Origin of the sequence: Halomonas sp. NPDC076908 (assembly GCF_050269715.1) — a bacterium.
Lineage (GTDB): Bacteria > Pseudomonadota > Gammaproteobacteria > Pseudomonadales > Halomonadaceae > Vreelandella.
In genome coordinates this window covers 1-16,423 of record NZ_JBNNIW010000032.1, presented here as the reverse complement: position 1 = coordinate 16,423, position 16,423 = coordinate 1, and the positions used below count along the sequence as shown (strand labels likewise).

The 16,423-nt window shown below is 53.1% G+C and carries 20 protein-coding genes; 11 read left to right on the top strand and 9 right to left on the bottom strand.

What is annotated here, in order from left to right:
- Nucleotides 1-528 (bottom strand): hypothetical protein, encoded by a 528-nt coding sequence (locus tag ACQKE4_RS16160; protein WP_427389353.1) that lies wholly within the window; start codon nucleotides 526-528, stop codon nucleotides 1-3.
- Between the two features lie 180 nt (nucleotides 529-708).
- Here ACQKE4_RS16160 and ACQKE4_RS16155 point away from each other — a divergent pair, with 180 nt between their 5' ends.
- Nucleotides 709-3,042: a TOTE conflict system archaeo-eukaryotic primase domain-containing protein gene (locus ACQKE4_RS16155; RefSeq protein WP_427389381.1), complete on the top strand. Its 2,334-nt coding sequence runs from the start codon at nucleotides 709-711 to the stop codon at nucleotides 3,040-3,042.
- 96 nt (nucleotides 3,043-3,138) lie between these two features.
- Here ACQKE4_RS16155 and ACQKE4_RS16150 read toward each other — a convergent pair whose 3' ends face one another.
- The 3 genes from ACQKE4_RS16150 to ACQKE4_RS16140 form a co-directional block, all read right to left on the bottom strand.
- Nucleotides 3,139-3,432 carry a helix-turn-helix domain-containing protein gene (locus ACQKE4_RS16150; RefSeq protein WP_039860777.1) on the bottom strand — a complete coding sequence of 98 codons (294 nt, stop codon included), beginning with the start codon at nucleotides 3,430-3,432 and terminating at the stop codon, nucleotides 3,139-3,141.
- A 26-nt stretch (nucleotides 3,433-3,458) separates the two neighbouring features.
- Entirely contained in the window at nucleotides 3,459-3,782 is a 324-nt protein-coding gene (locus tag ACQKE4_RS16145) for a type II toxin-antitoxin system RelE/ParE family toxin (RefSeq protein ID WP_035565904.1), read from the bottom strand.
- 65 nt (nucleotides 3,783-3,847) lie between these two features.
- A complete protein-coding gene (locus ACQKE4_RS16140; protein WP_035565902.1) occupies nucleotides 3,848-4,063 on the bottom strand; it encodes a hypothetical protein in 216 nt (71 codons plus the stop codon).
- A 571-nt stretch (nucleotides 4,064-4,634) separates the two neighbouring features.
- Here ACQKE4_RS16140 and ACQKE4_RS16135 point away from each other — a divergent pair.
- On the top strand, nucleotides 4,635-5,027 hold the full coding sequence (locus ACQKE4_RS16135; RefSeq protein WP_427389352.1) for a gamma-glutamylcyclotransferase family protein: 393 nt from the start codon (nucleotides 4,635-4,637) through the stop codon (nucleotides 5,025-5,027).
- Here the strand turns inward: ACQKE4_RS16135 and ACQKE4_RS16130 are convergent.
- A complete protein-coding gene (locus ACQKE4_RS16130) occupies nucleotides 5,020-5,961 on the bottom strand; it encodes a LysR substrate-binding domain-containing protein (protein ID WP_427389351.1) in 942 nt (313 codons plus the stop codon). The two genes, ACQKE4_RS16135 and ACQKE4_RS16130, sit on opposite strands and share 8 nt — an antisense overlap.
- Before the next feature lie 140 nt (nucleotides 5,962-6,101).
- Between ACQKE4_RS16130 and ACQKE4_RS16125 the strand changes: the two genes are divergently transcribed.
- Both ACQKE4_RS16125 and ACQKE4_RS16120 read left to right on the top strand, forming a co-directional pair.
- On the top strand, nucleotides 6,102-7,160 hold the full coding sequence (locus ACQKE4_RS16125; RefSeq protein WP_427389350.1) for an SDR family oxidoreductase: 1,059 nt from the start codon (nucleotides 6,102-6,104) through the stop codon (nucleotides 7,158-7,160).
- A gap of 161 nt (nucleotides 7,161-7,321) precedes the next feature.
- Nucleotides 7,322-8,266, top strand: coding sequence for a co-chaperone YbbN (locus ACQKE4_RS16120; protein WP_427389349.1), 945 nt, complete (start codon nucleotides 7,322-7,324; stop codon nucleotides 8,264-8,266).
- Nucleotides 8,267-8,286: 20 nt separating this feature from the next.
- Here the strand turns inward: ACQKE4_RS16120 and ACQKE4_RS16115 are convergent, their stop codons facing one another.
- Complete coding sequence (locus ACQKE4_RS16115) at nucleotides 8,287-9,453, bottom strand: MalY/PatB family protein (protein ID WP_427389348.1); 1,167 nt, start codon at nucleotides 9,451-9,453, stop codon at nucleotides 8,287-8,289.
- A gap of 37 nt (nucleotides 9,454-9,490) precedes the next feature.
- On the opposite strand from ACQKE4_RS16115, the gene ACQKE4_RS16110 reads away from it, so the two are divergent.
- From ACQKE4_RS16110 to ACQKE4_RS16090, 5 genes are all read left to right on the top strand, one after another.
- Complete coding sequence (locus ACQKE4_RS16110) at nucleotides 9,491-9,922, top strand: hypothetical protein (protein WP_427389347.1); 432 nt, start codon at nucleotides 9,491-9,493, stop codon at nucleotides 9,920-9,922.
- 93 nt (nucleotides 9,923-10,015) lie between these two features.
- Complete coding sequence (locus ACQKE4_RS16105; RefSeq protein ID WP_427389346.1) at nucleotides 10,016-10,423, top strand: acyl-CoA thioesterase; 408 nt, start codon at nucleotides 10,016-10,018, stop codon at nucleotides 10,421-10,423.
- A 42-nt stretch (nucleotides 10,424-10,465) separates the two neighbouring features.
- Entirely contained in the window at nucleotides 10,466-10,792 is a 327-nt protein-coding gene (locus ACQKE4_RS16100; RefSeq protein WP_290834906.1) for a hypothetical protein, read from the top strand.
- A complete protein-coding gene (locus ACQKE4_RS16095; protein ID WP_290834908.1) occupies nucleotides 10,764-11,285 on the top strand; it encodes a DUF501 domain-containing protein in 522 nt (173 codons plus the stop codon). The genes ACQKE4_RS16100 and ACQKE4_RS16095 overlap by 29 nt, the downstream gene beginning before the upstream one ends.
- A 35-nt stretch (nucleotides 11,286-11,320) precedes the next feature.
- Complete coding sequence (locus tag ACQKE4_RS16090) at nucleotides 11,321-11,863, top strand: TIGR00730 family Rossman fold protein (RefSeq protein ID WP_427389345.1); 543 nt, start codon at nucleotides 11,321-11,323, stop codon at nucleotides 11,861-11,863.
- 38 nt (nucleotides 11,864-11,901) lie between these two features.
- Here the strand turns inward: ACQKE4_RS16090 and ACQKE4_RS16085 are convergent, their stop codons facing one another.
- Both ACQKE4_RS16085 and ACQKE4_RS16080 read right to left on the bottom strand, forming a co-directional pair.
- Nucleotides 11,902-12,414 (bottom strand): hypothetical protein, encoded by a 513-nt coding sequence (locus ACQKE4_RS16085; protein WP_427389344.1) that lies wholly within the window; start codon nucleotides 12,412-12,414, stop codon nucleotides 11,902-11,904.
- A 34-nt stretch (nucleotides 12,415-12,448) separates the two neighbouring features.
- A complete protein-coding gene (locus tag ACQKE4_RS16080; protein ID WP_427389343.1) occupies nucleotides 12,449-12,943 on the bottom strand; it encodes a tetratricopeptide repeat protein in 495 nt (164 codons plus the stop codon).
- 249 nt (nucleotides 12,944-13,192) lie between these two features.
- Between ACQKE4_RS16080 and ACQKE4_RS16075 the strand changes: the two genes are divergently transcribed.
- Both ACQKE4_RS16075 and yaaA read left to right on the top strand, forming a co-directional pair.
- Nucleotides 13,193-14,224 (top strand): NADP(H)-dependent aldo-keto reductase, encoded by a 1,032-nt coding sequence (locus tag ACQKE4_RS16075; protein ID WP_427389342.1) that lies wholly within the window; start codon nucleotides 13,193-13,195, stop codon nucleotides 14,222-14,224.
- Nucleotides 14,225-14,350: 126 nt separating this feature from the next.
- Nucleotides 14,351-15,130, top strand: a complete 780-nt coding sequence (yaaA, locus tag ACQKE4_RS16070; RefSeq protein ID WP_427389341.1) for a peroxide stress protein YaaA — start codon at nucleotides 14,351-14,353, stop codon at nucleotides 15,128-15,130.
- Nucleotides 15,131-15,136: 6 nt separating this feature from the next.
- On the opposite strand, the gene ACQKE4_RS16065 is transcribed toward yaaA, so the two are convergent.
- The gene (locus tag ACQKE4_RS16065) at nucleotides 15,137-15,712 is read right to left on the bottom strand and encodes an isochorismatase family protein (protein WP_427389340.1); all 576 of its coding nucleotides are present in this window, start codon (nucleotides 15,710-15,712) and stop codon (nucleotides 15,137-15,139) included.
- Nucleotides 15,713-16,423 lie beyond the last annotated feature (711 nt).

Here is a 16,423-nt window from a genome sequence, read left to right as displayed (position 1 = left end):
TCATTGGGACTCCATGATCCGCTGGAGTTCTGACTTCCGCTTCCTTGAATGCGTGATGCGGCGCTCTTCTAGTCCCATTAATGCCTTTAGATTGCGTGTGGACAGACTCTTAGGCACCTTGATGCCGTGCGTCTTACGCAGCGTAATGGAGAGCTCTTTCAACTGTCGATAGACGCGCTCTTTCGCATCCACAGCCTCAGGACAGTGCATCAGGCTATGGCTAATAAGCTCAAACAACGCTCCTCTGACCAGATCAGATTCGTGAGCATCTGTGATGCCTACCGAGATGGAGGCCTCTGGATCCAGCAAGGCACTAACGGCATGAAACGCGCGAAATCCACTGACAGCTTCGTAATGCCTCGAGACCTTTTGCACAGAAACGGGATGGTAGGCAAGTAAGGTATCGGCTAATTCAGCATTCAGCCATGACGACACGGGCAATTGATTGGCAATGTTAATGTTGACTCGCTCGATCTCAGCGAGCGCTCCGGAAGGGGATTTGATCTTCGATATTACCAACTTTGTCACACCATGCCTCAGTGTTGTCAGTCCAATGCATTACTATTATATCAAAATAGATCGCCGTAAATTTTTATGGTGACGAGTGTGGTCTGTCAGCCGAGTGCTGACGATAAGCTAGACTACAAATAAGCGTCTCTAACCTGTTAAACCGTAGACCCCTATAGCTTTACTGGGCACGAGGTAGGTATCCGCACAGATCAAGAACTCGTCACTATTGAGCTGAGACTATCAGAGCTTGAGCAAGAAAAGGCTGCTCTCCTTTCTCGAAAGCAAGAGCTGTATCGCTCTGCAAACCGACATGATTTACCGCTACTCACCCCTGGCCAGAAAATCGAAGTATACCGAAAACTCTTTCGAGGCAGGCAGGATGTTTATGCGGTTCGCTGGCAGAGCTCCGGCGGCCGTTCCGGCTATGCTGTCGCTTGTGCGAATGAGTGGATGCCGGGCATCTGTCAGAAACCACGGATCAAGTGCGGAGAATGTCGACACAAAAATTTCAAGCCCCTCGATTTTGATGCAGTTTATGACCACCTGTCTGGCAAACATGTGACTGGCCTTTACCCTTTACTACCGGATAGCTCTTGTTACTTGCTGGCGGCGGATTTTGATAAGGGGGACTGGAAAGCGGATGTTCGTGCACTAGCCCAGGTCTGTCGTGGTGAAGGCGTACCCTATCTTGTGGAGATTTCTCGGTCCGGTGCGGGTGCCCATCTATGGTTTTTCTTTTCAGAAGCTGTTCAAGCTTCGTCAGCGAGGAGGTTGGGATTCAAATTGTTGGATAAGGCCATGGAGCTTCATCCAGGCTTATCCTTCGACTCCTATGACCGGCTATTTCCTAACCAAGACACCATGCCTGATGGTGGGTTTGGCAATCTGATTGCCCTGCCGCTTCAACACGAGGCGCGAAGTCGCGGATGCACCGTCTTCGTCGACGACAACTTTACGCCATACCCGGATCAATGGGCACTGCTCAGTCAGCAACAGACACTTTCATCAGCTCAGCTTGAAGAGCTGATCGGCAAGGAGGCTAATTCCGGTGTGACTGCAGATACTGTGTTGCCGTGGGAGTCAACGTTACCGGTTGATACAGGGAAGCTTTCTGGATGTCCTGAAAGCATCACGCTCATCCTGACCAGTCACATTTATATAAAGTTATTAGGCATTCCTGGAGCATTGGCGGCACGAATAAAGCGAATGGCCAGCTTTGCTAATCCTGTATTTTTCAAAACACAGTCGCTTCGTTTCTCGACGCATGGCATCCCTCGCTACATATCATGCGCCCATATTGAGCAAGGTTATCTTTCTATTCCCAGAGGCTGCTTGGATGAGCTTCAGGATCTGCTGCTGGAACAAGGAATCACGGTGGACATTGATGACCATAGAATATCAGGCCAGTTTTTACCTGGAGTCAGCCTAAAAGCAACGCTGCGTGGCGACCAGGATAAGGCGGTGCAGGCACTTGTCCAACACGATACCGGAATACTTCATGCACCGACCGCTTTCGGTAAAACCGTAACGGCTATTGGCGTGATAACCAGGCGGCAAGTCAACACACTGATCCTCACGCACAGTCGTCAGCTACTTGATCAATGGAAGGAGCGACTCGACACCTTCCTTGAGGGGGCGCCCATCGGTGTAATTGGCGGCGGTAAAAAGAAACCTACTGGGCAGGTCGACGTTGCCACTTACCAAAGCTTGATCAATAAGAAAGACAATACGGTCTCGAAGCTGGTCAAGGAGTACGGGCAAGTCATCATCGATGAATGCCATCATATCTCAGCGCCACGTTACGAGATGTTGCTTAATGAGGTCAGCGCTCGATACGTCATTGGTTTGACAGCAACGCCTGATCGTCAGGATGGCCACCAAAAAATCATGTTGATGGTTGCAGGGCCCATTCGTCACAAAGCCCAGGCGCAACACAGTAACCGATTTATCCAACGCGTCATTGTTCGAGAGCATCACGAAACGCCACCCACCCACATCTGCCAGCCTAGTGTGCGGCCCCATATCGCATCGGTTTACCATTGGCTTGCCCAGAGCAGCGCCCGAAATGAGGCCATTGTTCAGGATGTTGCAAGCTGTGCGCACAACCAAGCAAATTGCCTTGTGCTGACGGAACGACGAGAACATGCCGAGACCTTGGCGACACTGCTGGATGCTGAATCCATATCGTCAGTTATCTTACGTGGTGGGATGCGCGTCAAAGAGCGCCAGTTGGCAGAAAAAGAGTTGCATAGGGTTCAAGTCATCGTTGCAACCGGGAAATACATTGGAGAAGGCTTTGACTTGCCTCGACTGGACACCCTGTTTTTAGCTCTGCCCATCGCATGGAAAGGAACGCTGTCACAGTATGCAGGCAGACTCCATCGAGACACCGAAGGCAAACTAGAAGTCACTGTCTATGATTACTTGGATACTGGCCTGCCTATGCTTGAGCGAATGTTCCGAAAGCGTGAGAAAGGCTATAAGGCTATGGGGTATAAGTTTATCGCTTCCGGGCAAACCAGATTGCTCTAGCCTTTGAGAGGCAGTCAGTCGTTAAAAGCTCATCAAGTGAACTGAGGCCAAGAATTTCTTCACTTGTCTAGCTGAACCCAGTTTATCTGGTCACTCTCAGGCGGCTACTTCCTTCTCGTCTTCAATCTCCAGTTCGAGATGGAAGTTAGCTGGCCCCGTCAGGTTGACCAAAGCATCGAGACTGAACTTATTAATCTGGCCGTTCAGCAAGTCGTTGAGGCGGGGTTGGGTGATTCCCAGACGATGTGCAGCCTCTTTCTGAGTAATATCCCACTCCCTTACACGGCCAGCAATCCTCGCCATGAGCTCGGAGCGCAGCCGCATGTTCAGCGCCTCTTCAGGAGTGTCCTCGATGGCGTCCCACACACTGTCGTAATACTCGATGGCCATTTTCTAACCTCGCTTGGTGGTTGGGCTCAGGGCAGCTCCTTGTATCGCTGCTTGCCCAAGTCGATGTCTTTTTTGGCGGTCTGCTGGGTTTTCTTCTGGAAGCAGTGGAGCACAAATACCGCGTCGCCCCGGTTGGCCACGTAGAAGACCCGAAAGGCGCCGTTGTGTTCCCGAATGCGGATTTCCATGACACCAGGGCCAACGCTTGGCATTGGGCGGAAATCGTCCGGCTGGCCTCCAGCCTGAATCTTGTCTATCTGAAACCCCGCTTCTCGCTTGGCGTCCAGAGAGAAGTCGCGCAGCCGATCCTTCGAGTCTCCAACGAATGCAACAGGTTTCTTGCGCGCCACGCTGGCTCCTTAACTGCCATAAATTTATATCAGTTCAGATATAATAAACTCATCAATCGAATGCTTCAAGCTGCTTCCACTGTAGCCGTATCACCAATAAGGTGCCGTTGACTATTCGCACCTGGGTTGGCGGTCTCAATGACCAAATGCAATATCTGACCCTCCGGTATGGTTTTGCCACGACTCACTGCTATTGCGACCTCTCTACTGAAGACCGAGCCGCCATCATGCAGATGCGGGTTCACTACTAAATCCGAACCATCGCCCGACAATTGGAACATCCACCCAGCGCCATCTCACGGGAACTGGCATACCAAACAATCCGTTCTGACAAAACCTCTGATGCCATTCTCGCCGGTTTCAGAGTCCGGCTAACCCGCTGCCGACCTCAGCAACAGCCTAACGGTCATTTATGCTGTAAATTTTACATTTTATTCTGTGACACTCTTTAGCGTGCGAAATTGACCTTAAATTACCTAAACAGCATTTCAAAAACCGACGAAAACCCTTATATAGCAGCTACTTTGGACAAATAACAACAAATAAAGCAATGCTAAGGAAATCAAATCAATCCGGCTCATAACCCGAAGGTCATCGGTTCAAATCCGGTCTTTCCCGCTACCAAATATAGAAAAGGCCAATACCTTGACGGGTGTTGGTTTTTTTGTGTCTGAGCGTTATGAAGAGTCTTTGAAAAAGGTGTCAGGTTCAGATTATCATCACTCTGGAAGTCTGGAAGGTCATCGGTTCGCTTTTTATTTCAAACCCAGCGGTCCCCGCTACCAAATATAGAAAAAGCCGTTACCGAAAGGTAGCGGCTTTTTTGCGTCTGCTGCTTATGGAGGCGACACGATGAATCACTTACAAAGCGATATTCAGCGCTGCCCACGGGTCAGTGTCTACGGCACGTTGAAACAGGGGCAACGTAATCACCACTGGCTTGAAGGCGCGACACTCATCGGCCATGACCGCTTGGCCGCTATTACCCTGTATGATCTTGGTCCCTACCCGGGAGCTAAATTAGCCCCTTCAAATGGCTCCGTGGTCGAAATTTATGCCATCAACGCCCAGCAATTAAAACGGCTTGATCAGTTGGAAGACTATTTTCACCACGCACCTAATGAAGGTGTATACGACCGAGCGGTGCTGGCTACCCGACACGGGGAAGCCTGGTGTTATCTTTTCAACGCGAATGTTGAAGAGCAGTCGAAGATCAGCAGTGGCGACTGGCAAGACGCTAGTTAACAGCTTTCCGCTCGCGCCAGCAGTCCCAGTGCGGCGTAGGCCCGACCGTCTCAAATAGATGATCCAGAAAAGCGCTCACCTTGCGCGTGTGCAGGCGGCGCTGGGCATAAAGCACGTGAATGTCCCGCCTACCCGGCATGACCTCGCACTCCCACCCTTCGAGTACTGGTAACAGCATGCCTGAGGCTAGCTCGTCTGCAATTAGCCAAGTAGGAAACATCACCAACCCTTGCCCCATTAACGCCGCACGCATCAAGCTCTCGGCATCGTTGCTATACAGGCTACCGTCGACTTTATAAGCGCTGGCTTGCGGCTGATCCATATGCTGGAAGTACCAGCGCTGGCGGCCCATTTCACCTTGATAGAGCAGGCAATCGTGCTGGCACAGGTCTTCAGGGGTGCTGGGGATACCACAACGCTGCAAGTAGTCTGGCGCGGCGGCCACCACATAATTCATCGCAGCCAAGCGTCGCGCCACCAGCGTGGAATCAGCCAAGGCACCAACTCGAAAGGTGATATCGATACCCTCGCGTACAGGATCGGTTAAGCGATCGGTAAGCATCAGTTCCGCTTTGATTGCCGGATAGCGGCGCTGAAAGTGGTGCAGAATCGGCACAATCTGGCGCTGACCAAAGGCTACCGGGGCATTAAGGCGTAATAACCCACTAGGCTCTTCCGTGGACGCCGTTAGCGCTTCCGTTGCTAGGTCGAGCCGCTCAAGTATCTCACGAACCTCCTGATAATAGCGCCAGCCCGCCTCAGTCAACGTGACGGCGCGCGTGTGGCGATAGAACAACTGTTGGCCCAATGACTCTTCCAGAGAGGCAATTTGGCGGGAAATTGATGACACCGCGCGATGAAAGTGGCGCGCGGTAGCGGTAAAACTGCTGGTCGCGGCGACGCGTTCAAAAATACGTAGTGCATTGAGATCCATTGGGTTGCTCCTAGCGCAATAAAGATTTGCTATCTTTCTGATTGTAGCAATGATCAGTGCGGATCAAACTCACTTTCACCGGACACCAATACTGTTTTCCTGTCCGTTCCGAATAGTTTGTCTGCATGAAGGAGTTAACGATGCGAAAAGGCACAGCGCTTGTCGTAGGCGCCACCGGCATTACCGGTGGCAATCTAGCAAGCTACCTCACCGCTAGCGGTTGGACCGTGTACGGCTTATCTCGCCGCCCCTCTGATCAGGCGGGGGTTATTCCAGTCGCCGCCGATCTATTGGATCGTGAGGCCACGGCTGAAGCATTGGCTGGGTTACCCATCACCCACGTTTTCTATTGCACCTGGGTACGCCGCGACAATGAGAAGGCTAATGTCGAAGCCAACGGCGCGATGATGCACAACTTGCTTGACGCTTTGCAGGGCGCGGGTTTGACGCATGTATCATTGGTGACGGGCACCAAGCAGTACTTGGGCGCTTTCGAGAACTACGGCAGCGGAAAGACCGAGACACCGTTTCGTGAATCAGCGCCCCGCGTACCCGGCGAGAATTTCTACTACACGCTGGAAGACATCATGTTCGCGGCGGCCGAGCGAGATGGCTTTAGCTGGAACGTACACCGTCCCCACACAGTGATCGGCTATGCCCGCGGTAATGCGATGAATATGGGTGTGACCCTGGCGGTCTATGCGTCTATCTGCAAAGCGACAGGCAAGCCGTTCATCTTCCCTGGCTCCCAAGTGCAGTGGAATGCGTTGACCGATCTAACCGATGCACTGGTACTGGCACGGCAGTTGGAGTGGGCAGCCACGACGCCTGGCGCTCACAATGAAGCCTTCAACACGGTCAATGGTGATGTTTTCCGCTGGCGTCGACTGTGGCGTGAAATTGGTGAGTTCTTTGAGCTTGAAGTGGCAGGCTGTCCGGAAACACCGCAGCCTTTAGCAGAACAGATGGTCGACATTGCGCCTACCTGGGCGGAAATTGCCGAGCAAAACAATCTCATTGAAGCCGACGTAACCAAGCTGGCCTCGTGGTGGCACACCGATGCAGATCTTGGGCGCGAGCTTGAGTGCGTCAACGACGTTACCAAATCTCGTGACTTCGGCTTTGACCATTTCCGCGAAACACGTGCAGCGTTTTTCGACCTCTTCGCTCGCCTGCGAGCGGAACGCATTATTCCTTAAGCAATATCAGAAACCATGCTAGAAACCATGTCAAAAACAATAGCGTTGCCAGGGCGCATAATCGCGCCCTGAGTTTTATTTCCCACCTTTTCCTTGAATCCTCCTCTGCACGCCTGCATATCATGGATAACTATTTTCCATTTTTGACACTGAGTCTACCCATGCAGATTATTGATCCCCGCTCTGGTAAACCGCTAACTGCGGATACTGGCAACGCTGATGCCGCCGCAACAAACGCTGAGCAAGTGCCAGTGCACCCTGAAGATGTGATTATTGAACTCCATGCAGGCAATATTCAGCAGGTGCTGGAAGCTTCTATGCAAGTACCGGTGCTAATGGGCTGCTACTCGCCTTCTGAAGGTAGCAGTAGCACGCTATTAGCGGTCCTGGATAAGCTGGTGGTTGAGTACGCAGGCGCTTTCCTGCTTGCCAAGCTTGATATCGAAGCGAATGCTGAAATAGCTGGCCAGCTCGGCGTGCGCTCCGTGCCCGATGTGAAACTGATTAGCCAGGGCGGGTTAGTCGATGGCTTCCAGGGCGCCCTGCCGGAAAAAGAGGTCCGCGTGTGGCTGAACCGCTACTTCCCCGCCCCCGGCGAAGCGCCGCCCACTCCCGAAGAGGAAGCGGAAACAGCGCTTAAAGCTGGCAATACGGCTGCCGCCCGTGAGATTTACCAAACGTTGATGGGCCAGTATCCGGAGCACTACGCCTATCAGATAGCGTTCGCCCGCGTATTGTTGGCGGAAGGGCAAGGCAATGAAGCGCGGGAAGTGCTGGACAACCTGCCGCCGGAAGAGCGCGACGCAGCACCGGCGCGGGGCGTTCGCGCGAGCATTGAATTTAGTGAGCAGGCGCTCTCAAGCGACGAGATCGCCGCCCTGGGCGAGCGCACCGATAGCGAAGCGCAGTATCAACGCGCTCTGCGCCAAGTGGCCGATGGGCATTACGATGAAGGGTTGGAAGCCTTACTTACGCTAATGAAGCAAGATCGCGCCTACAACGATGACGCGGCGCGTAAAACGCTGCTGCAGGTGTTTGATGCCCTAGGCGCCGACCACCCGTTGACCGTTGCTTACCGCCGTAAGCTCTTTGCCATGCTCTACTAAGCGGCTCTTCTAACGTTTCTTCACTTCCGCTTCAGCAGTACATCCATACGTGACAGCGCCGCTTCCAGCTGGGAGGCGGTGGTGCCAAAGTTAAGCCGCACAAAGCCGGGGCAGCCAAAGGCCGCCCCATCGGAAAGCGCTACCCCCGCCTCTTTCAGCAGCGTTTTATACGGCGCGTCGCCCAATCCCGCCTCACGCATATCCAGCCAGGCTAGGTAAGTCGACTCTGGCGCATGCCAACGAACACCCGGCCAGCTAGCCACCCGCGCCTCTAACATCGCTCGGTGCTGGCGGAGCACGCTTAACAACGCCTGACGCCATGGCTCACCATCACGATACGCCGCTTGTGCTGCGACTAATCCAAGGATATTACCATCAGGCAGTAGCCCTTTTGATGCGGCGGCAAAACGCTGGCGCAACTCAGGGTTAGGAATCACCGCACAGGCGCTGGTTAAGCCCGCCAGATTGAACGTTTTCGACGGCGCCCACAGGGTAATGGTGCGCTTGGCAAGTTCAGGAAATGCCGCCACTAATGGCCGGTGACGCGCGCCTTCGTCTAATAGCAGGTCACAGTGCAACTCATCCGACACCACCCAGAGATCATGACGCTCCACCAGCTCAGCGAGTGCCGCAAGCTCCTCATGCCGCCAGTGACGGCCCGTGGGGTTGTGGGGCTGGCACCACAGCAGCAAGCGGGTACGCGGCGTTATTGCGGCTTCCAGGGCGGCAATATCTAGCTGCCAAGGCTCACCAGGTGCTGCGGGCGCTGCCAACATCGCTTGCTGGGGCACTCGTCCGGTGCGCTCGGCGACGGCCAGAAAGGGCGGATAGATCGGCGTCACCGTCAATACGCCATCGCCCGGCTCAGTCAGTGCCAGCGCGGCCAGATGCAAGGCAGGCACGACGCCGGGTAGCCACTGCTGCCACTCGGGCTTTATGGGCCAGTCATAGTGGAGAGCGCTCCACTGGCAGAGGGTTTCTGTTAACGTAGCGGGCACTTCACCATAACCATACACGCCGTGAGCTACCCTCGCCTTTAAGGCATCAATCACCGCGGGCGGGGAGCGAAAATCCATATCAGCAACCCACAGCGGAAATATGTCGTCGCCGTAGCGGTGCCATTTTTGCGATGCCCAACCACCTTCAGGGTGGCGCCGTTCCACAGGCGTGGCAAAATCATAGACCATTACTCATCTCACTCATTCAATAGGGGTTATGCCGAGCATGCCGCAAGATGACTTTTATACCAAGATGCGGGCGGGACTATCTGCGCTGCTGCGGCAATGGCGCTCGCTTGGGCAAGCGAATAGTGACCAGCTAGCGCTAATTTTGGCCGAAACGGCGCGGGTTGCGAAATTAGGCACCCCCGACGCCACGCCCAGCGGCACGACGCTTGAACAGTGGAGCCAGGATGAGTTTGGCGAGATGCCGCTATGGGCACCGCGCACGGCGGTCTTCCTGCTTAATCAAATGCCCGCCCGTCCTACTCCGGAAAGCGAGTCTGAAGCCTGTGCCTGGGCATACTGCTGGCTACGCAATCGCTCATTTGATTCACTGCAAGCGGCTCATGATGCCCTTCCCGCGCATTTAAAAGCCCCTCTGCAAGAGGCATTAGAGGCCGCCTGGCTCGACCAGCGAGGTCTGCGTTTGGTGTAAGCAAGCACTTGACCAAGCGCTTGCTTGGGATAATTCTGAATAACCCAGCTATACCAATATTCACTTCTCGCCCCTTCATAACAAGGACACGCCATGTTTACACGCACCATTGAGCCAGCGTTTTATGACACCGATGCCTTAGGACATATTAATAATACTCGCCTGCCAGCGTGGTTTGAGCTGGCCCGCAATGACCTGTTCAAACTGTTCACCCCTGATTTAAATCCCCAAAAATGGCGCTTGATTATGGCGCGCATGGAGGTCGACTACCGGGCTGAACTGTTTTACGGTCACGATATCGAAATACGTACGTATCTAACGCGCTTGGGCAATAGTTCATTTACCGTGACGCAAGAGGCCCGTCAGCACGGCAAACTTACTAATCTTGGTCACACCGTGATGGTGCAGTATGACCACGACGCCAAATGCGCCATGCCCATTGAAGGCAATTTACGCGAGGCGTTGACGGCGCATCTGCAAGACGCGCCTGAGTCCGACTGATCGACTCTGCCCCGGCCCACTGGGGCTACAGGAGCCTGTATAATGGCCATCCGCTACAACCTCTGGATAGATCCTGACAATATCGCCCAGCACCGTGCTGTAGAGGCGGACCTTGAGCGCTATTTTATCGAGCGCTTTGCCGACTACCCGCATATCCGCTTGTTTGGTGCTGACCCCTACGATTATGATGCCCCCTTTAATCGCCTTTATGACGTGCTAATGGCCCGGGCCGCTGAATACTGTGAGCGGACATGGCGCTATGTCGCGTCGCCTGAACAGCTCAATCGCTGCTTTTTCCGTGCCGTTGGCCGCTCAAACAAATTTGTGAGAGACCAACCCAATGGTGATACGCACCAATCAAGCACCTGATGAACGTCAGCTTGCCATTATTGCCCAGCAGCTTGGCCGGGCACCGCGTGGTATCGAAGCAGTCGCCGCAACCGACGGTGAAGGTACGCCGCTAGTACTGCGCATGGCACCGATTGTTGATGGCAAGCCCTTCCCTACGCTTTACTGGCTCTGCTCAGATATATTGAAAGTAGAGATTTCGCGTATTGAAGCCGTGGGCGTAATCAAAGCCCTTGAGCAGCGCCTTCAGGAAGAACCAGAGTTCCTCAAGGCCTATCAACAGAGCCATCGTGATTACGTGACCGCTCGTTGGGAATATATGAGTGAGGCACAGCGTGAAGAAGTCGCCAAGTTGGGTTATACCGACATCATGACCGATCGCGGCATTGGCGGTATTAGCAACTGGCACCAGATACGCTGTCTGCATACCCAGTATGCCCACCACCTTTGCGGCGACAATGTGATTGGAAAATGGATGGATCAGCATCACCAGGTAGATCGCTGCCTGCCCTAATCGCCTTCTATATATAGTGATAAGGAATTAATCAAATGGCTCGAATTTGCGTTTATCTTGGCTCCCGTGAAGGTAATAGCCCTTCCTTCCGTCAGGCGACCAATAAACTTGGCCGGACGCTCGCTGAACGCGGCCACACACTGGTGTATGGGGGCGCACGCATCGGTCTTATGGGTGAGCTGGCTAACGCCACCCTGGATGCTGGCGGCGAAGCGATCGGCGTGATGCCTGACCATTTAGTTGAGCGCGAACAGGCGCACTTTGGCTTAAGCGAGCTGATTCGCGTACGTAATATGCACGAACGCAAAGCCACGATGGCAGCTAACGCCGACGCTTTTATCGCCTTACCCGGCGGGATTGGTACGTTTGAAGAGCTGTTTGAAATATGGACATGGGGCTATCTAGGCTTGCATGAGAAGCCGATGGGATTGCTCAATATCGATGAGTTCTACACCCCACTGCTGACCTTTTTAGACAATACGGTCAGTCACGGTTTTTTAGCGACCGCTACGCGTAACATGCTGCTCGATGCGCCTACGTCCCACGAATTGTTGGATGCCTTAGAAGCCCAGTTATAACGTGGGGTGAAGGAGTAGTAAGGGTTAAAAACCCAGCGTCAGCGACGCGTGTGCTCGGTCAGTTTGCGGGTGTGTTGATAGGTTAGCTGGAGCAGGCGTGCATCTTCTCCCGCACGGTGGCGGTGAATGCCACGCTCGGTGATCATCGCCTCTTTAGTGTCACTCCATAGTGCCAGTTGCTCTTCACTGAGCAAAATTCGTAGCGCTTCAAGGCGAAAACGCGGCAACGTGCCCGCATGATGGAATAGCAGAGAGAGCCAGGTATTGTCGTAGCCCCAGCTATCGCTATACGCCTTGCCTAGCTCGCTCAGCTCATCGTTCAGCCAGTGTGCGACTTGTTGTACCGGATAACCTTCCTGCATCAGGCGCTCACGGGAGATACCGTGCAAAAGCTCAGCTTTAGGATCCCAGTGCGTCCACTCGTCTAGCGGTTGAATAAGGAAGGCGCAGCAGCTCCCATCGGCACGTGCGATGCCTACTTCGATGGGGTAACTGCCACGTCCAAATCCTGACGCTTCTATATCTAGCACTGTGGGTAGCGTCTCAAACACAAACTTCCTCACTCAATCAAAACGTGCTGACACTTCATGCCGCCGCCACGTCGCCTACCGGCTGCTGGTCCGCCTGTCGCTGCCAGCATGCCGCTTGTTCGCTATCTACTGCTAAGCCCAATTCACCCATGCGGTAAGCGCGAGCCAGCCGCTCAGCGGCTAAATAGTGCCCCGATTGGGCCGCACGTGCATACCACGTTACCGCATAGTCTTCGCGGCGCGGGTACTGAACGCAGCCATGCTCATATATCTGCGCCACCTGATACTGGCACTTTACATCTCCGGCATGGGCGGCTTCCAAGACATACCGCGCACCACGCGCCTTGTCTTGAGGCGTCTGGCTGCGATGGAATAGCATATGGCCGTAAACGGAAAGCGCATCAGGGTGACCCGCGTCCGCACAGCGCTTAAATAAGCGCATCGTTAAACGCTGGGTGCGCGGTGAACGCGGCAGTAACCAGCGAGTATGAAATAGCCGTTCAGCTAGTCGAAATTCTAGCCGAGTAAACAACGTTGATGCCTGCAGCATGGCAAACCACCCTGCCTTTCTGTTGGAACCTTGGGCCAGTAGCTACTCACATAATGGCTACCAACCACACGAGAAACCGGCCTTTAGCCGGTCGATGGGCTGGCAAGCATACGCCTGCCTTTGCGACGACTCAACCCCATTAATTTGCTGCATTGAATGAGCCTCGCTAACATGCCCTTCATACGCCGTGAACCATTCTGGTAATGGCGGCTTATCTTGTGGCAATTTCGCCTTAGCAAGGAGATGAAAATGCAAACGCGCCCACTTGGCAGAACCGGCATGGAGGTGAGTCGACTCTGCTTAGGCACAATGACGTTTGGTGAGCAAAATAGCGAAGCCGAAGCCCACGAACAACTTGATCGTGCCGTGGCATTTGGGATCAACTTCATTGATACCGCAGAAATGTATCCCGTCCCCCCTATGGCCCAGACACAAGGTCTCACCGAACGCTATATCGGCAGTTGGCTGACCCAGCGAGGCGCCCGGGACGATGTGATTATTGCCACTAAAGCGGCTGGCCCTGGGCTGGATCATATCCGCGGTGGACCACGTCTAACGCGCGAGCATATTCATCAAGCTATTAACACTAGCCTAGAGCGGTTAAATACCGATTATGTTGACCTCTACCAATTGCATTGGCCGGATCGCCAGACGAATTTCTTTGGCAAGTTAGGCTATGTACACAATGACGAGGAGGATGCGACGCCACTAGAAGAGACGCTCTCTGCGCTGAAAGAGTTGGTTGATGCGGGTAAGGTGCGCGCCATCGGGCTCTCTAATGACACCCCTTGGGGCGTCATGCGCTCGCTGCAGATTGCCGATAAGCTCGATTTACCCCGCGTGGCTTCTATCCAAAATCCTTACAACTTGCTCAATCGCTCCTTTGAAGTCGGCTTGGCCGAAATTGCCCATCGTGAAGACGTCGGCCTGCTGGCTTATTCGCCTTTAGGGTTTGGCGTGCTCTCGGGCAAATACCTTAACGGCGCCCAACCACCTAAAGGACGCTTAACGCTTTATGAGCGCTTTAAGCGGTACACCTCACCCGAAGCAGAAGTGGCAACTCAAGCGTATGTAGCACTTGCCCAGCAGCATGAATTGGATCCTGCCCAAATGGCGCTAGCGTTTGTTAACTCACGCAGCTTCTTAACCAGCAACATTATTGGCGCGACAACAATGGATCAGCTGGAAAGCAACCTCGCCAGCGAGAGCCTGAAGCTGAATGACGAGGTATTGGAAGCCATTGACGATATCCATCGTCGTATGCCGAACCCTTGCCCTTAATAAGCCGTTATTTAGCAGCATCTTTCCGACAATGAACGACTTTACCTGAACTATCGATGCTATAGCCTCGGCCTTGGCCGAGGCTTGGTATACTGCGTTTACTTATAATGGTTCCAGGAGCATGCGATGCTAAGCGTTATTTCTCCAGCTAAAACGCTGGATTTTGAAACCCCGCCGACGACAGAATACGTTACACAGCCGAATTTTTTAGATCACAGCCAAGCGCTTATCGATATTTTGCGCGATTATTCACCGCAGCAAATCAGCGAATTAATGGGTATCAGTGATAAATTGGCAGGCTTGAATGCTGCGCGCTTTGAGGAGTGGAAACCTCCCTTCACGCTTAGTAATGCCAAGCCAGCTGCCCAGGCTTTTCAGGGTGATGTATATACAGGTTTACAGGCTGAAACGTTTAGTGAGTCAGACAATCGCTTCGCACAATCGCACCTGCGCATTCTTTCCGGCTTGTATGGATTATTGCGCCCTCTGGACCTGATTCAAGCGTATCGGTTGGAAATGGGCACAAAACTCTCCAATAGTGCTGGCAAAGATCTTTATGCCTATTGGAAGCCAATTCTGACGCCTGCACTAAATGAAGCCATTGCCAAAAGCGGCTCTAAGGTATTGGTTAATCTAGCCTCTAATGAATACTTTAAAGCAGTGGACACCAAGCAGCTTGATGCTCGGATTATCACTCCGGTGTTTAAAGATGAGAAAAACGGCACCTTTAAGATCATCAGCTTCTACGCCAAAAAGGCACGCGGGCTAATGAGCGCTTGGCTGATTCAGCAACAGATCAACGACCCAGACCGCCTCAAAGCGTTCGATGTCGCGGGCTATCGCTTTGATCCCTCGTCGTCCCAGGGTGATACGTTCGTCTTCACTCGCAAAGAAGCCGATCGTTAATGCGCGCTAGAAAAAACGTACGGGCCGTGACGAACGCGGCTTTAAATACCGCTTATGCGCCTCTTTAAACAACGCTGTATCGCAGCGATGCAGCCATTCATAAGCCACCATGTCCGCCGACACTGCTACTGCGCCCTTTGCACAGGCACGTTCACGGGCAAGCGCTGCCTCTTGAGGCCGACGGCTTGCAGCCGCCTCACTCAGCCAATACAGCTCATAACCTGCCTTGAGTAGCCCTAAGCCTGTCTGCAGCACACAGATATGCGCCTCCGTTCCACACAGCACAATCTGTGTTTTCCCAGACGCCTTTAGCGCTGCACTAAACTCACCCTCCTCCATTATGCCGAAATGTTTTTTTTGCCACAGGCGATAATCGTTTAAAGAGCCGAGTAGCGATGGCGCCGTTCCTCCCAATCTTTCGGGATTCTGTTCCGTTAACCATACCGGCACATCCATCAGGCAAGCGATACCGCCTAACCAGCCCGCTTCTTCGATCGCAAGCTCTCCACCGTTAATAACAGGTAATAAACCGGCTTGAAAATCCACCATTAGCAGCAGGCTCTTATCACACTGTAAGTGCATGGCTCTTCCTCGTTGTTATCATTATGAGTAAGCATTCATTTAAAAATAGCGCTCTACGTAATATACACCGCCTGATGTTTGCTCAAAACTTTGCCAAAAAAACAGCCGCTGGTGAGCGACTGCTTTGTTGTGCACTATTAAATTTTCGAAGCCTTCGGCCTAGCTCTCAGCAGCCTCTTCAATGTCTTCGTGGAGCTCTTCTATGCTTTCACCAACGCTTTGGGTGCTCTCTCACCGGCTTCTTCAGCAGGCCCCTGATTGTTATCACAAGCAAGCAGCTCGCCAGCCATCAGTGCCATTAATAATTAATAGCGCCATCGCTAATTTGTTGGCTAATCGTGTATTTATAACGTTTCTCCTCTTAAGATGTTGTTTCAAAGCGCATACAGCATAATTGGTAACCGCTTTTTACTTACTTCATCAAAACAAATGCTTCAAAAAAGCAAAAACCCCCGAGCACATTGTGCTCGGGGGGTTTTTACGGTATCAGTGCCTGACGATGGCTGCCGGAACTTTACTCGTCTCATCCCGAGACTCGCCCTTCGGGCCCGCTAAAGCGGTTCCCGTTTATTCCCGACAAACGGGTCAATGGGGAGACCGCTTGTTTTTGCCGCACTATCGAGTAGGGTGAGGCGTTACCGCCTCATCCCTCTCACAGAACCGTACATACGGGCCTCGTATACGGCTCATGCCATTAACTTACCCCGAACT

What these genes read in the sequence shown, in the direction of transcription:
- ACQKE4_RS16150 (WP_039860777.1), bottom strand. Translation starts at nt 3,432, where the DNA reads ATGGCCATCGAGTATTACGACAGTGTGTGGGACGCCATCGAGGACACT.
- ACQKE4_RS16140 (WP_035565902.1), bottom strand. Translation starts at nt 4,063, where the DNA reads ATGTTCCAATTGTCGGGCGATGGTTCGGATTTAGTAGTGAACCCGCAT.
- ACQKE4_RS16135 (WP_427389352.1), top strand. Translation starts at nt 4,635, where the DNA reads ATGAATCACTTACAAAGCGATATTCAGCGCTGCCCACGGGTCAGTGTC.
- ACQKE4_RS16130 (WP_427389351.1), bottom strand. Translation starts at nt 5,961, where the DNA reads ATGGATCTCAATGCACTACGTATTTTTGAACGCGTCGCCGCGACCAGC.
- ACQKE4_RS16125 (WP_427389350.1), top strand. Translation starts at nt 6,102, where the DNA reads ATGCGAAAAGGCACAGCGCTTGTCGTAGGCGCCACCGGCATTACCGGT.
- ACQKE4_RS16120 (WP_427389349.1), top strand. Translation starts at nt 7,322, where the DNA reads ATGCAGATTATTGATCCCCGCTCTGGTAAACCGCTAACTGCGGATACT.
- ACQKE4_RS16115 (WP_427389348.1), bottom strand. Translation starts at nt 9,453, where the DNA reads ATGGTCTATGATTTTGCCACGCCTGTGGAACGGCGCCACCCTGAAGGT.
- ACQKE4_RS16110 (WP_427389347.1), top strand. Translation starts at nt 9,491, where the DNA reads ATGCCGCAAGATGACTTTTATACCAAGATGCGGGCGGGACTATCTGCG.
- ACQKE4_RS16105 (WP_427389346.1), top strand. Translation starts at nt 10,016, where the DNA reads ATGTTTACACGCACCATTGAGCCAGCGTTTTATGACACCGATGCCTTA.
- ACQKE4_RS16100 (WP_290834906.1), top strand. Translation starts at nt 10,466, where the DNA reads ATGGCCATCCGCTACAACCTCTGGATAGATCCTGACAATATCGCCCAG.
- ACQKE4_RS16095 (WP_290834908.1), top strand. Translation starts at nt 10,764, where the DNA reads ATGGTGATACGCACCAATCAAGCACCTGATGAACGTCAGCTTGCCATT.
- ACQKE4_RS16090 (WP_427389345.1), top strand. Translation starts at nt 11,321, where the DNA reads ATGGCTCGAATTTGCGTTTATCTTGGCTCCCGTGAAGGTAATAGCCCT.
- ACQKE4_RS16080 (WP_427389343.1), bottom strand. Translation starts at nt 12,943, where the DNA reads ATGCTGCAGGCATCAACGTTGTTTACTCGGCTAGAATTTCGACTAGCT.
- ACQKE4_RS16075 (WP_427389342.1), top strand. Translation starts at nt 13,193, where the DNA reads ATGCAAACGCGCCCACTTGGCAGAACCGGCATGGAGGTGAGTCGACTC.
- yaaA (WP_427389341.1), top strand. Translation starts at nt 14,351, where the DNA reads ATGCTAAGCGTTATTTCTCCAGCTAAAACGCTGGATTTTGAAACCCCG.
- ACQKE4_RS16065 (WP_427389340.1), bottom strand. Translation starts at nt 15,712, where the DNA reads ATGCACTTACAGTGTGATAAGAGCCTGCTGCTAATGGTGGATTTTCAA.